The organism is Pseudomonas cerasi (assembly GCF_027983475.1).
In the GTDB taxonomy this organism is placed as follows: Bacteria; Pseudomonadota; Gammaproteobacteria; order Pseudomonadales; family Pseudomonadaceae; genus Aquipseudomonas; species Aquipseudomonas cerasi.
In genome coordinates this window covers 312,760-325,538 of the sequence record NZ_JAQJVM010000004.1, presented here as the reverse complement: position 1 = coordinate 325,538, position 12,779 = coordinate 312,760, and the positions used below count along the sequence as shown (strand labels likewise).

The window sequence follows — 12,779 nt, the reverse complement described above, 5'->3', positions numbered from 1 at the left end:
TGCCCGACAGCTCGCGAGCAAGCTCGCTCCCACGCCCTCCGGGCAGAAGCCCCGTTTCCGGACTCGGCGCAAAGCGTGTCGCTAGGCCCCCGGCACCAGCCGCAAAACCCCTTCCGTATGCTCGGCCACGTCCTTCTCGCTGAAGCGCTGCGGCAGGTACTCGCCGTTCACGAAAGCCTTGGCCTGATCCGAGTAGTGCTTGTCGAACGGCACGCCGCTTTGTCCCACCGGATTTATCCCCAGGCTGTGCGCCGGGTCGGCGAAGTCGATCAGGCGGCGGGTCGAGGGGCCGTAGCCGACTGGCCACGGGGCAGGACGGATGCTCGATGACAGGTTGTTCGGCACCTCATGCGTGCCCGGCGCGGCATACGGGCCGACGTTAAAGATCATGTCCAGCGGCTTCTGCGAACCCAGCGGGTGGCCTTGAGTCAAGGTATGCGCCTTGCCCCACACCCATTCATCCGGGTTGGTGCCGTACAGCGACCTCAAGTGCGAAACAGTGGCGCGCCAGGCCACCTTGACGGTGTTGGCACGGCTTTCTTCGTGGGGTGAATTGCGATTGTTCCACCACGGCGAGTCGGCATCGGCGGCCAGGCGCGGCAGCGCAGCGTCCAGGACGCGGGTCGACAGCAGGGTTTCAAACATCGCGTCGCCCAGTTCGTCGTGAAAGGTCTCTTCAGTCAGGTCGAACAGGAACTGATTGAACAGCGTGGCACCCACCGAATTGACCGGGTAATCACCTTTCCAACTGGCCAGTCGCTCCACGAGTGCCAGTTCGTCCGGGTCGCTGACAGCGCTGCGCAGTACCGGAATCAATGGCCTGAGAATACTCGGTGCATAGTCGGTCTGCGTGCCCAGTTGCAGCGCCTTGCTGGCGGCCAAGTCCCATTTGATGCTGGAGTCACTCAGTTGCCGGTTCAGCGCCTGGCCGCGTTCGGCCGGGTTGTAGTAGCCGGGAATCGGCATGCCGGTCGGCGACTGCGGCTGGAAGTTGGCCGACACGATGTAGCCACGCGCCGGGTTTTCTTCGTGCGGGTTGGCGCTGAACGGGTAAAAGCCGAGCTTATCGGCCTGTGCCGTGCTGCCGTCCAGAATGAAACTGGGGTTGACGCCCTGCGGACGGATCGGCAGTTGCGCCGCCGCCCACCAGCCAATATCGCCTTTGGCGTTGGCCCAGACGATATTGAGGCCCGGCGACTGAATCTTCTCGGCCGCGCTACGCATCTTGTCCAGCGTATCGGCGCGGTTGGTCTCATAGAAACCGTCCAGCACCGGGTTGGCGGATGCCAGAAACGACCACCACATCGCGATTGGCGTCTGGCCGGCGTTCTTGCCCATCACGTTATTGACGATCGGTCCGTGCGGCGATTCGAGCAGCGTCAGTGTGACCGGGGCCTGGCCCTTGACGGTGATTTGCTGCTCGGTGCGTTTCATGTCCACCCATTGCCCGTGGTACCAGACCTGATTCGGGTTGTCCGGGTTGGTCTTCTCGGCGATCAGATCCACGTCGTCGTTCTGAAACATGGTCAGGCTCCAGCCGAAATCCATGTTATGGCCCAGCAGCGCGAACGGGTTGAGCGCCGGAAAGTGTCCGTACAGTTCGAAACCCGGCGCCGATAGCTGCGCTTCGTACCATATCGAAGGCACCGAGAAGCGGATGTGCGGGTCGCCCGCGAGAATCGGCTTGCCGCTTTGCGTGCGGCTGCCGGAAATCACCCAGGCGTTGCTACCCTCGAATTGCGGCAGGCCAGCATCTTCAAGCGTCTTGTGACTCAACTGCGCCAGTTGATTCAGACCCTTCCAGTCGGCGTCGGCCAGTGCCGGTTTCGAGTCGAGCATGCCGTCCGGGTGCCAGTCCAGGTCGAAGACTTTCAAGTACTCCGGGCCGAGCTGGTCGCGGACGTAGGTCAGCAGTGGCTCGGTTCTGAACGCCGCAGCAAAACTGTAAGCCAGATAGCCGGCGATGCTGACCGTGTCTTCTGTGGTGAACGGCCGTCTGGGAATGCCCAGCGCGTCGAACTCCATCGGCCTTGCGTGGGTATCCTGATACTGGTTGATGCCGTCGATGTAGGCTTCCAGCGCTTTCCAGGTGGGGGTGTTCTTGTCTTGGTGTGCGACATACGCATCCGCATGTTCACGAATGCGCAGGCTGCGAAACAGCTTGTCGGTCTCGAGCAGATTCGGCCCCAGTACTTCTGCCAGCTCACCGCGTGCCAGGCGACGCAGCATTTCCATCTGGAACAGCCGGTCCTGAGCATGGGCATAGCCGAGCGCGCGGTAAAGGTCGGCTTCGTTCTCGGCGCGGATGTGCGGCACGCCACGCTCGTCGTAGCGCAGGGTGACGGGGGCCTGAAGACGGCTCATGGCGATCTCGCCGTCACGTACCGGCAGTTTGCTATTTACGTACCAGCCCGCGCCACCCGCAAGCAGGGCGAAGATGATGGCTAGAATGAAGAGGCTGCGTTTCATCCGGTTTCTCTGTAAATGGCGTAGGCGGGAATTAAGACTATCGTTGTGACGCGGTTGATTCGATGAAACCCGACACAAGAGCCCGTTCGAAACGGCTTCAGGGCGAATTCGGGCAGGTGAGCTCGCGAGCATCGCCCAGTGTGCAGACAGCAATGTGCACGTTCAATGACAGATGTCTGCGATTACAGCCGCTTAGCTTGCCATGCCGGGGCAGACAGAAGAATATCGTTACACAACTTTACGAGTCATTTGTTGAAATCTGGAAACCACATGTCCGTCACGTTCGACCCCGATAACCTGCGTGCCAGCCTGCTGCCGCTGAGCGTTATTGATCCGCTTTCCATGGAGGGACTGGCCTATCAGCGCTTCTACGGTCTTGCCGGACTGTGTGGCGAAAACGTCATACGCAGCTGGCTGGGGCGCCTCGATGTGGCGGGCTATGAGGTGGTCGGTCAGGTCTGGCTGCCTGACAATCCGGTCGCCACGCTGTTTCTGTTTCACGGCTTCTATGACCACATGGGCCTGTACCGGCATGTAATCGAGTGGGCTCTGGAGCAAGGCTTTGCCGTGATCGCCTGCGACCTGCCGGGGCATGGGCTGTCGAGCGGCAGTCGCGCCTGTATCAATGACTTCGCCGAGTACCAGTTGGTGTTGCAACGCCTGCTGCTCGAAGCTGAAGGTCTTGGGCTGCCACATCCCTGGCACCTGTGCGGACAAAGCATGGGCGGTGCCATCGTAACGGATCACCTGCTTCATCAGGGGGCAGACTCGCCCGCGCAGGGTGAGGTGATCCTGCTGGCACCGCTGGTCAGGCCGCGTGCGTGGGGCTGGTCGCGTCTGAGTTATCACCTGCTCAAACCGTTCGTGAAGGGCATTGCCCGCCGTTTCACCGAAAACTCCAATGCACCCGCGTTCCTGCCTTTTCTGATGGCCGATCCGTTACAGCCGCTGCGACTGCCCACGGCCTGGGTCGGCGCGCTGGCGCAATGGATCGTGCGTGTCGAAAGCGCGCCGCGCAGCCTGCGCAGCCCGCTGATCATCCAGGGTGAGGCGGACATGACGGTCGACTGGTCGCACAATCTGGCGATTCTGAAAGACAAATTCAGCCAACCGCAGATTCTGATGCTCAGGCATGCCCGGCATCATCTGGCCAACGAAACGCCAGAGCTGCGGGCTCGGTATTTTGATTTTCTGAAAGGGCGACTTCGTTAGACTTTTTCAGCCTTGCCGGCCTGCAGCGCCTTGACCTGTCGGCGCAGGCGATAGTTTTCAAGGGCCAGTACGACGAGCATCAGCGCCCCAAACACGGCAAAGGCGTCCTGCCCCAGAGAACTCCAGAACAGCCAGGAGAAAAAGGCCATTACGATACCGGTGGCGAGCAAAGCCAATGAGTCTTTCATACGCTGGTGTCCATTCCTTTGACCTCAGGCGCTTGAAGGCCTGAACGGTTTTTACTGTCCGGGATTCAGGCTCGACGCACTCTGTCCGACCGCCAGACCGGCACGAATCGCGGCAAGAGCGGCCTGGTAATAGGCTTTGCCTTCCGGCGACTCGGCGAAGGTCGAGAATTCTTCGAGCTCAGGGTCCGACAGGTCGCGATAGACGTATAGCAGCGTGTTGTTCAGGTCAGCACTCATCTGCGCCATCAGGCGCTCGCGCTGGCCTTCGAGCATGCCCTGCGCCTGTCCTCCGCCCAGCAGGCCGGGGATCATCTGGCTCAGGCTGTCGGCGGCAACGCCTGCGATGGCAAGACTGACTTCCGCGCCGGCCTCTCTGGCAGGCAGTGCCTGGGCCAGATGGCCGATCAACAACTGACGCGTCGCGTCCGCTTCGATATGCGGCAGCCCCTGGGCATGTTTGGCCAACTGATCGGCGCGGGTGGCGGTCAGCTCGGCATTGACGATCTTGCGGCCCAGCGGTGACTGGAAAAACTGCAGTGACGGGGCAGGGTCCTTGAGGCTTTCACGCAGGCGCTTCGACGCGCGCTGGTCCATGGCCTGGGGGGCGAAACGCTGATTGCTGTTGTTGACCAGCGCTTGATAAACCGCAGGCGGCAGGTTGTTGCTGTAACGCTGTTGGGCAGCCTTGAGGGCATCGTTGAAATGCGCGCGCTGTTCCGGCCAGCCTGCAGACTTGTACAACTGATCGTAGCTGTCTGCCCAGGCAGGTGAGGTGCAGAACATCAACAGCAAAACAAACAAACGACGCATTGGGGACTCCTGTCGGCAGGCCGCTATTCTCCCGGTGTTAGCGTGGATTTGTCGAGTTATGAGTGCCTTCGGTGAATGAAATCTCATGCGTTTGATACCGCATGTATAAGCCTCTGTCCGATTTCAGGGCTTATGGATACTATGCACGCCATGCGCATACCCTCTGACCACCCACTGCTGTTACGAATCGTCGACGATCTGGCCGCCAACGGCTGGTCGCAGCAGAATATTTTCCTGCCCGAAGCTCTGACTCTGGAACTTGAGCAAGAGTGCCGCAAACGTGCAGCCGAAGGCGAGCTTGAGCCTGCCGCGATTGGCAAGGGAACCGCGCTGGAAATACGCGAGGGCATTCGTGGCGACCGCATTCAGTGGCTCGAGCCGGGGCAGGTGCAGTGCTGCGACCACTATCTCGAGCTGATGGACAGTTTGCGTCAGGCGCTCAATCGCGGCCTTTTCCTCGGCCTGGAAGATTACGAAAGCCATTTTGCGCTGTATCCGCCGGGTGCCCGCTACCTCAGGCATGTGGACCGATTCCGCGATGACGACAGGCGCATGGTGTCGGCGGTGCTCTACCTCAACAACGCCTGGCTGCCCGAGCACGGCGGTCAGTTGCGCATGTACCTCAAGGACGAGGTGGCTTACGACGTTCAGCCTACGGGCGGCTGTCTGGTGGTCTTTCTGTCCGGCGAAATTCCCCATGAAGTCATGCCCGCCAGTCGTGATCGTCTGTCACTGACGGGGTGGTTCAGACGCCGGGGCAACGAGCTGTTCCAGTGACCTGCGGGCTGCGTTCATGAAAACAGTTTCATCAACGCAATGAGCCATTGGGCCTGACTGCGGTCTATCGTGAGCACTCCTGAACCGACGGATTCGTCGTGTGAGGGTCGACTTACGTCAACTGCAGCCGGAGCAATCATGAAATCCTTATTTTCTGGAACGATGGTCGCCGGACTGTTGCTCAGCGCATCCATGCTGGCCAGCGCCGCCGATATACCCCGCACCGCAGCCCCTGAAGGCGCCGAGGTGTACATCATCTCGCCCAAGGACGGTGAAACCGTCACCTCACCGTTCAAGGTGCAATTCGGCCTCAAGGGTATGGGCGTCGCGCCTGCGGGTGTCGATGTGCCCGAGACCGGTCACCATCACCTGCTGATCGACGTGAAGGACCAGCCGGCGATGAATGCACCCCTGCCGGTCAGCGACAACATCCGCCACTTCGGCAAGGGCCAGACCGAAACCGAAATCAACCTGCCGCCGGGCCAGCACACCCTGCAATTGCTGATGGGCGACAAAGGCCACATGCCGCTGAACCCTTCGGTCGAGTCGAAGAAGATCACCATCAATGTGAAGTAGGGCTGTCAGTGCTTGTGTGACGCAGAGCGTCACGAACGGCATTCCCACGCTGGAGCGTGAGGAACGATCGGTGTCCGGAAGAACACTGATCGTGCCCATGCTCCGCGTGGGTATGCAGTTCCGGACGCTCTGCGTCCTGTCTTGAGTGGGGCGGTGTAGCGCGGGGAATTACAGGATGCGTGCCCACACGGGGTGGGCACGGCGCTCGGATCAGAACAAAACGCGGCTGCGGATGGTGCCTTTGATCTGTTGCAGCTTGGCCTGGGCGAGGTCGGAGTATTCGGCGTCGACGTCGATGACCACGTAGCCGACTTTCTCGTTGGTCTGCAGGAACTGACCGGAGATATTGATACCGTTTTCGGCGAAGACCTTGTTGATCTCGCTGAGCACGCCCGGGATGTTTTCGTGGATGTGCAGCAGGCGGTGCTTGCCAGGGTGCGCAGGCAGCGCCACTTCCGGGAAGTTGACCGAGGACACCGACGTACCGTTGTCGCTGTACTTGACCAGCTTTTCCGCCACCTCGAGACCGATGTTGGCCTGCGCTTCGGCTGTGGAACCACCGATGTGCGGCGTCAGGATCACGTTGTCCAGACCGCGCAGCGGGCTTTCGAAGATGTCGTCGTTCGAGCGCGGCTCGACCGGGAACACGTCGATGGCGGCGCCGATCAGGTGCTTGTCCTTGATAGCGTCAGCCAGTGCGTCCAGCTCGACCACCGTGCCACGCGCGGCGTTGATCAGGATGCTGCCCTTCTTCATCGCGCGGATTTCTTTTTCGCCGATCATCCACTGGGTTTCCGAGGTTTCCGGAACGTGCAGGGTGACGATATCGGACATGCCCAGCAGCTCGTTCAGGCTCGACACCTGAGTGGCGTTGCCCAGCGGCAGTTTGGTCAGCGTGTCGTAGAAGTACACCTGCATGCCCAGACCTTCGGCCAGCACCGACAGCTGCGTACCGATCGAGCCGTAACCGATGATGCCCAGCTTCTTGCCACGGATCTCGAAGGAGTTGGCCGCGCTCTTGATCCAGCCGCCACGGTGGCAGGAAGCGTTCTTCTCGGGGATACCGCGCAGCAGCAGGATGGCTTCGGCCAGTACCAGTTCGGCGACCGAACGGGTATTGGAGTAGGGCGCATTGAACACTGCGATACCGCGCTCGCGCGCCGCGTTCAGGTCAACCTGGTTGGTGCCGATGCAGAAGCAGCCGACCGCAACCAGTTTCTTGGCGCAATCGAACAGCTCTTCGGTCAACTGAGTACGGGAGCGGATACCGATGAAATGGGCGTCGGCGATCTTTTCTTTCAGTTCGGCTTCCGGCAGAGACTTGGTGTGGTACTCGATGCTGGTGTAACCGGCTGCCTTGAGGACGTCGACAGCGGATTGGTGGACGCCTTCGAGAAGAAGGAACTTGATCTTGCTCTTGTCGAGGGAAGTCTTGCTCATCTGCGTAAACCTGTGTCCCGAAGAAAATTGGCAGGGGGTGGCCGGATCGGCTCTGGGCACGACTCGCGGGGGGCGTATGCTAGCATATGAGCCCCGCGAAACCTCATCCCGAACGTGAACCGTTCTCAGGATGCCCATGAATCGTTCGAGAGTTGATTCAATGACCGATCGCGTTTTGATTGATGAGCTGCAGACCCTGGTTGACCCTGGCAAGGTACTCACCGATGCCGGTTCTCTGGAAACTTACGGCAAGGACTGGACCAAGCAGTTCACTCCTGCGCCACTGGCCATCGTATTCCCCAAGACCACCGAACAGGTGCAGGCCATCGTACGCTGGGCCAATGAGCGGCTCGTGGCGCTGGTGCCTTCGGGTGGACGCACCGGGCTTTCGGCGGCCGCGGTGGCGGCCAACGGTGAAGTGGTCGTCTCGTTCGATTACATGAACCAGGTGCTGGATCTGAATCTCACCGACCGCACGGCGGTCTGTCAGCCTGGCGTGATCACCCGGCAATTACAGGCGCTGGCTGAAGAGAGCGGCCTTTATTATCCGGTCGACTTCGCTTCTTCGGGCTCCAGCCAGATCGGCGGCAATATCGGCACCAATGCGGGCGGTATCAAGGTCATTCGCTACGGCATGACGCGCAATTGGGTCGCCGGCCTCAAGGTGGTCACCGGCAAGGGCGACTTGCTGGAGCTGAACAAGGACCTGATCAAGAACGCCACCGGCTACGATTTGCGCCAGTTGTTCATCGGTGCCGAAGGTACGCTGGGCTTTGTCGTCGAAGCGACCATGCGCCTCGACCGTGCGCCGAAGAACCTCACCGCGATGGTGCTGGGCACTTCCGACTTCAACTCGATCATGCCGGTGCTGCATGCCTTTCACGGCAAGCTCGACCTGACCGCCTTCGAATTCTTCTCGGACAAATCCTTCGCCCGGGTCATGGCGCGCGGTGATGTGCCGTCGCCTTTCGACACGCCATGCCCGTTCTATGTGTTGCTGGAGTTCGAAGCGACCACCGACGACCTGGCCGATCAGGCCCTGGCGACCTTCGAGCACTGCGTCGAGCAGGGTTGGGTGCTGGACGGCGTGATGAGCCAGAGCGAACAGCAATTACGCAACCTGTGGAAGCTGCGCGAGTACATCTCCGAAACCATCTCGCACTTCACACCGTACAAAAACGATATCTCGGTCACTGTCTCGAAAGTGCCAGAGTTTCTGGCTGAAATCGACGCGATCGTTGCCGAACACTACCCAGACTTCGAAGTGCTCTGGTACGGCCACATTGGCGACGGCAACCTGCACCTGAACATCCTCAAGCCCGAGGGCCTCGACAAGGACGAGTTCTTCGTCAAATGTGCCCGGGTCAACAAGTGGGTATTCGAGACCGTCGAAAAGTACAACGGCTCGATTTCGGCCGAGCATGGCGTCGGGATGACCAAACGTGACTATTTAACGTACAGTCGCTCGCCGGTCGAAATCGAATACATGAAGGCGTTGAAAGCGGTATTCGATCCCAACGGGATCATGAATCCCGGCAAAATCTTCGCCGTTTGATCCGTCGCAACATTTGATCCGTCGCAACAATAAGCAGGCTGCCTCTTACAGCCTCAGGAGACGTCATGAGCTACCAGCACAAATATGTCGATGGCACCAACATTCACTTCCCGCTGGGTAAAGTGGTCTGCATCGGGCGTAACTACGCCGAACACGCCAAGGAACTGGGCAACGCGGTGCCTACCGAGCCGCTGCTGTTCATGAAACCCGGCAGCGCGGTGGTTGCGCTGGAGGGTGGCTTCACTATCCCGGCAGACCGCGGTTCGGTGCATTACGAAGCCGAGATCGTGGTGTTGATCGGCAAGCCCCTGAGCAAGAACCCTTCGCGCGAAGAAGTGCTGGACGCGATCAGCGGCTTTGCGCCCGGCCTGGACCTGACGTTGCGTGATGTCCAGTCGCGTCTGCGTGAGAAAGGCCTGCCGTGGGAGCTGGCCAAGTGTTTCGACGGCGCTGCGGTGATTCCGCCGTTCGTGCCCGCCGAGACCTTCCCTGATCTGGAGGACATTGGTATCCGCCTGACCCTCAATGGCAAGGTGGTTCAAGACGGCAACAGCAACATGATGCTCAACCCGATCGTGCCGATGATCCAGCACATGGCAGCCAACTTCTCGCTGCAGGCCGGCGACCTGATCATGACCGGCACGCCTGCCGGTGTCGGGCCGTTCGAAGCCGGCGACCAGATCGCGCTGGAACTGGTCGGGCAGACGCCGTTCGAGAGCGTCGTCAGGTAATCCGACAGCATCTTCAAGCTGTACCCAAAGCCACGCGGGATCACTCCCGGGTGGCTTTTGTTTGTGGAGTGACTGATAGTTCCGCCGATTTTGCGTTTTTTTCACACCTGTTCCGGATAATCCGGCCGTCCCTGCAAGGGCACCACGTCGTCATGAAGTCTCATTTGCTCAGGAACACATGAATGGCCAGTACTGCCGCAACGCCGCCTCGTAACAAAAAACGCTTCGCTTACTTACGCAACATGCGCTGGTACTCGTGGTTGTTGGTGGTTGCCTTGCTGGGCTATGGGCTGGCCTTCATCATGCATTGGGATGATCGCGCGCTGCTCTGGTTTCAGGAGCGGTTCGAGAGCAAGGCAGGTCGTCACGCCAGTATCTGGCTGCCGGACTACCATGTGGATATCGACGCAAAGGTGCTGCCGGGCATGGAAAAGGACGAGGCGTCCGACCTGTCCTATAACCCGGTCACCAAAACGCTGTTTGCGGTCATGGGCAAAAATGCGTTTCTGGTGGAGCTGACGCTCACGGGCGATGTACTGCGCAAGATCCCGCTGGTGGGCTGGAGCAATCCGGAAGGTGTCGCCGTCATGAACGATGGCCTGATTGCGATCACTGATGAGCGCCAACACAAGTTGACCATCGTTAAAGTGAACGCCGACACCACCACCCTGAACATCGCGGATTTCCCCCAGTACGAACTGGGCAAGTCTGCCAACCAGAACAAGGGCTTCGAAGGTATCGCCTGGGACCCACAGCGTCAGCAGCTGATACTGGGCGAGGAGCGACCTCCCGCGCTGTACACTTGGAAAAGTGATGGCAGTGACGTGCTGAAAGGCGACAAGCAACCGCTGTCGAGTCGCTCGCTGGACATGCGCAATCTGTCGTCATTGAGCATCGACCCGCGCACCGGCCACATGCTCGCGCTGTCTGCCGATTCGCACTTGTTGCTGGAAGTCGACGAGCAAGGCGAGCAGGTAAGCTTCATGACCCTGCTGGGCGGCATGAACGGTTTGAAGGACACAATTCCGCGCGCAGAAGGCGTGGCCCTTGATGAGGCCGGTACGCTGTACATGGTCAGCGAACCGAACCTGTTCTATTCGTTTCACCGGGCGCTTCACAAGCACTGAGCCTGGACGGCAACTACACAGGTCGCCGATACACAATCGGCAAAAATATAGCACCATGCCATTAAGCTTGCTTTCAGGATGGCATGGTATCAATCCCGTCCGCTCAATCTGCCCGAGTCACCCTTCATGCGTCGCTCTACTCGCTCTTTAGTCCTGCTTCTGGCCCTTGTACCCCTGATCGTTGTGTTCGTGATCGCCAATCAGCGATACCGCTATGTTGAAAGTGCCCTGTTCGACTGGCAGGTGTTCTGGCAGTCCGACTCGCTTCAGTCCATTGGCCTGGATCAGTACCGCGTCGTCACCGAAGCACAGGTGATCGACGGGCTGCAGGATGATGTCTCGGGCCTGAGCTTCGACCCGGACCGCAAGAGCCTGTTTACGGTGACCAACCAGAACCCCGAACTGGTCGAGCTGAGCCTGGACGGTCGTGTGCTGCGGCGCATTCCGCTGGTCGGGTTCGGTGATGCCGAGGCTGTCGAATACATCAGCCCGGGCACTTATGTGATCAGCGATGAGCGCCGGCTCCGGCTGATTCAGATTCACGTCGATGACAACACCAAAAGTCTGGACGCTGCCCAGGCAGAACAATTGACGCTGGGCATCACCGCCAGTGGCAACAAGGGCTATGAAGGGCTGGCCTATGATTCGGTCGGCAAGCGCCTGTTTGTCGCCCGCGAGCGTGATCCGGTGCAGATCATCGAAGTGCGCGGCTTTCCCAGGACCAACTCCGAGGCTCCCGGCAATCTGCAGGTCATCTCCAACAGCAAGCGCGACGGCCGACTGTCGGTTCGTGACCTCTCCAGCCTGCAATTCGATGAAACCAGCGGCCATTTGCTGGCGTTGTCCGATGAGTCGAAGCGCATTCTTGAACTCGACACCAGCGGTCATCCGATTGGCAGCGGCTCGTTGGCAAAAGGGGCGATGGGGCTGAGCAAGGACGTGCCGCAGGCTGAAGGGATGGCTATGGACGCAGAAGGGACGCTGTATCTGGTGAGCGAGCCGAACCTGTTTTACGTGTTCCGCAAGCCTTGAGCCTGTGAGGGTCATGCCCACCTTGCGTGGGCACGACCGATTTTATCAGCGCGTCAGGGTTTTCACGCCTTCAGTGGTGCCCAGCAGCAACAGGTCGGCCGGACGGGCGGCGAACAGGCCATTGGTGACCACGCCGACGATGGCGTTGATCTGAGCTTCCAGTTCCACCGGATTGGTGATGCTCATGTTGTGCACATCAATGATGATATTGCCGTTGTCGGTTAGAACACCTTCGCGATAAACCGGGTCGCCGCCCAGTTTCACCAGTTGTCGCGCAACGTGGCTGCGGGCCATCGGAATGACTTCGACCGGCAGCGGGAACGCGCCCAGCACCGGCACCAGCTTGCTGCCGTCGGCGATGCAGATGAAGGTCTTGGCCACGGCCGCGACGATTTTCTCGCGAGTCAGTGCCGCGCCGCCGCCCTTGATCAGGTTCAGGTGCTCGTCGCTTTCGTCGGCTCCGTCGACATAGAACTCCAGGTCGCTGACCGTGTTCAGCTCATAGACCGGAATGCCATGCGCCTTCAGGCGCGCCGCAGTGGCTTGCGAGCTGGCGACGGCGCCGTCAAAGGCGGCCTTGTGCTTTGCCAGTGCGTCGATGAAGCAATTAGCCGTGGAGCCGGTGCCGACGCCCACAATGCTTTTGTCATCGAGCTTCGGAAGGATGAAGTCGACAGCTGCCTGGGCGACTGCCTGTTTGAGTTGATCCTGGGTCATGCGGGCTCCACGGTGCCTGATGTAGGTAGAAGAGGGGGATGCAAAAAAGGCCCGCATTATAGCGGCGACTGCGCCGCAAAGCCCTGTCATTCGTATGGTCGTCTTTCGGTGTGCAGAGTAGACTTCCCGACCTTGCCCGCTTCGT

12 protein-coding genes are annotated in these 12,779 nt (G+C 59.9%); 7 read left to right on the top strand and 5 right to left on the bottom strand.

What is annotated here, in order from left to right; all coding sequences use genetic code 11:
* Window positions 1-81 precede the first annotated feature (81 nt).
* Window positions 82-2,469, bottom strand: coding sequence for a penicillin acylase family protein (locus tag PI739_RS23155; protein WP_058416235.1), 2,388 nt, complete (start codon window positions 2,467-2,469; stop codon window positions 82-84).
* A 270-nt stretch (window positions 2,470-2,739) separates the two neighbouring features.
* Between PI739_RS23155 and PI739_RS23150 the strand changes: the two genes are divergently transcribed.
* Window positions 2,740-3,681, top strand: coding sequence for a phospholipase BipL (locus PI739_RS23150; RefSeq protein ID WP_248671047.1), 942 nt, complete (start codon window positions 2,740-2,742; stop codon window positions 3,679-3,681).
* Here PI739_RS23150 and PI739_RS23145 read toward each other — a convergent pair.
* Complete coding sequence (locus PI739_RS23145) at window positions 3,678-3,869, bottom strand: hypothetical protein (RefSeq protein WP_003372153.1); 192 nt, start codon at window positions 3,867-3,869, stop codon at window positions 3,678-3,680. The genes PI739_RS23150 and PI739_RS23145 overlap by 4 nt on opposite strands.
* A gap of 51 nt (window positions 3,870-3,920) precedes the next feature.
* On the bottom strand, window positions 3,921-4,679 hold the full coding sequence (locus PI739_RS23140) for a DUF2059 domain-containing protein (protein WP_003372151.1): 759 nt from the start codon (window positions 4,677-4,679) through the stop codon (window positions 3,921-3,923).
* 141 nt (window positions 4,680-4,820) lie between these two features.
* Here PI739_RS23140 and PI739_RS23135 point away from each other — a divergent pair, with 141 nt between their 5' ends.
* Together PI739_RS23135 and PI739_RS23130 are read left to right on the top strand one after the other, a co-directional pair.
* The gene (locus tag PI739_RS23135; RefSeq protein WP_003372149.1) at window positions 4,821-5,456 is read left to right on the top strand and encodes a 2OG-Fe(II) oxygenase; all 636 of its coding nucleotides are present in this window, start codon (window positions 4,821-4,823) and stop codon (window positions 5,454-5,456) included.
* 138 nt (window positions 5,457-5,594) lie between these two features.
* Window positions 5,595-6,032 (top strand): DUF4399 domain-containing protein, encoded by a 438-nt coding sequence (locus tag PI739_RS23130; protein ID WP_011269266.1) that lies wholly within the window; start codon window positions 5,595-5,597, stop codon window positions 6,030-6,032.
* Window positions 6,033-6,242: 210 nt separating this feature from the next.
* On the opposite strand, the gene serA is transcribed toward PI739_RS23130, so the two are convergent.
* On the bottom strand, window positions 6,243-7,472 hold the full coding sequence (serA, locus tag PI739_RS23125; protein WP_002555754.1) for a phosphoglycerate dehydrogenase: 1,230 nt from the start codon (window positions 7,470-7,472) through the stop codon (window positions 6,243-6,245).
* A 160-nt stretch (window positions 7,473-7,632) separates the two neighbouring features.
* Here serA and PI739_RS23120 point away from each other — a divergent pair, with 160 nt between their 5' ends.
* From PI739_RS23120 to PI739_RS23105, 4 genes are all read left to right on the top strand, one after another.
* A complete protein-coding gene (locus PI739_RS23120) occupies window positions 7,633-9,027 on the top strand; it encodes a D-2-hydroxyglutarate dehydrogenase (RefSeq protein ID WP_003372145.1) in 1,395 nt (464 codons plus the stop codon).
* Window positions 9,028-9,092: 65 nt separating this feature from the next.
* Window positions 9,093-9,758, top strand: coding sequence for a fumarylacetoacetate hydrolase family protein (locus PI739_RS23115; RefSeq protein WP_002555752.1), 666 nt, complete (start codon window positions 9,093-9,095; stop codon window positions 9,756-9,758).
* A gap of 182 nt (window positions 9,759-9,940) precedes the next feature.
* Window positions 9,941-10,885 carry an SdiA-regulated domain-containing protein gene (locus PI739_RS23110; RefSeq protein WP_003372142.1) on the top strand — a complete coding sequence of 315 codons (945 nt, stop codon included), beginning with the start codon at window positions 9,941-9,943 and terminating at the stop codon, window positions 10,883-10,885.
* 126 nt (window positions 10,886-11,011) lie between these two features.
* Entirely contained in the window at window positions 11,012-11,917 is a 906-nt protein-coding gene (locus tag PI739_RS23105) for an SdiA-regulated domain-containing protein (RefSeq protein WP_271352208.1), read from the top strand.
* A 45-nt stretch (window positions 11,918-11,962) separates the two neighbouring features.
* Here PI739_RS23105 and rpiA read toward each other — a convergent pair whose 3' ends face one another.
* The gene (gene rpiA, locus PI739_RS23100; RefSeq protein ID WP_003343875.1) at window positions 11,963-12,634 is read right to left on the bottom strand and encodes a ribose-5-phosphate isomerase RpiA; all 672 of its coding nucleotides are present in this window, start codon (window positions 12,632-12,634) and stop codon (window positions 11,963-11,965) included.
* Between the last annotated feature and the right edge of the window lie 145 nt (window positions 12,635-12,779).

Excerpts from the sequence above, each read along its gene's own strand:
- PI739_RS23155 (WP_058416235.1), bottom strand. The coding sequence starts at position 2,469 with ATGAAACGCAGCCTCTTCATTCTAGCCATCATCTTCGCCCTGCTTGCG.
- PI739_RS23150 (WP_248671047.1), top strand. The coding sequence starts at position 2,740 with ATGTCCGTCACGTTCGACCCCGATAACCTGCGTGCCAGCCTGCTGCCG.
- PI739_RS23145 (WP_003372153.1), bottom strand. The coding sequence starts at position 3,869 with ATGAAAGACTCATTGGCTTTGCTCGCCACCGGTATCGTAATGGCCTTT.
- PI739_RS23140 (WP_003372151.1), bottom strand. The coding sequence starts at position 4,679 with ATGCGTCGTTTGTTTGTTTTGCTGTTGATGTTCTGCACCTCACCTGCC.
- PI739_RS23135 (WP_003372149.1), top strand. The coding sequence starts at position 4,821 with ATGCACGCCATGCGCATACCCTCTGACCACCCACTGCTGTTACGAATC.
- PI739_RS23130 (WP_011269266.1), top strand. The coding sequence starts at position 5,595 with ATGAAATCCTTATTTTCTGGAACGATGGTCGCCGGACTGTTGCTCAGC.
- serA (WP_002555754.1), bottom strand. The coding sequence starts at position 7,472 with ATGAGCAAGACTTCCCTCGACAAGAGCAAGATCAAGTTCCTTCTTCTC.
- PI739_RS23120 (WP_003372145.1), top strand. The coding sequence starts at position 7,633 with ATGACCGATCGCGTTTTGATTGATGAGCTGCAGACCCTGGTTGACCCT.
- PI739_RS23115 (WP_002555752.1), top strand. The coding sequence starts at position 9,093 with ATGAGCTACCAGCACAAATATGTCGATGGCACCAACATTCACTTCCCG.
- PI739_RS23110 (WP_003372142.1), top strand. The coding sequence starts at position 9,941 with ATGGCCAGTACTGCCGCAACGCCGCCTCGTAACAAAAAACGCTTCGCT.
- PI739_RS23105 (WP_271352208.1), top strand. The coding sequence starts at position 11,012 with ATGCGTCGCTCTACTCGCTCTTTAGTCCTGCTTCTGGCCCTTGTACCC.
- rpiA (WP_003343875.1), bottom strand. The coding sequence starts at position 12,634 with ATGACCCAGGATCAACTCAAACAGGCAGTCGCCCAGGCAGCTGTCGAC.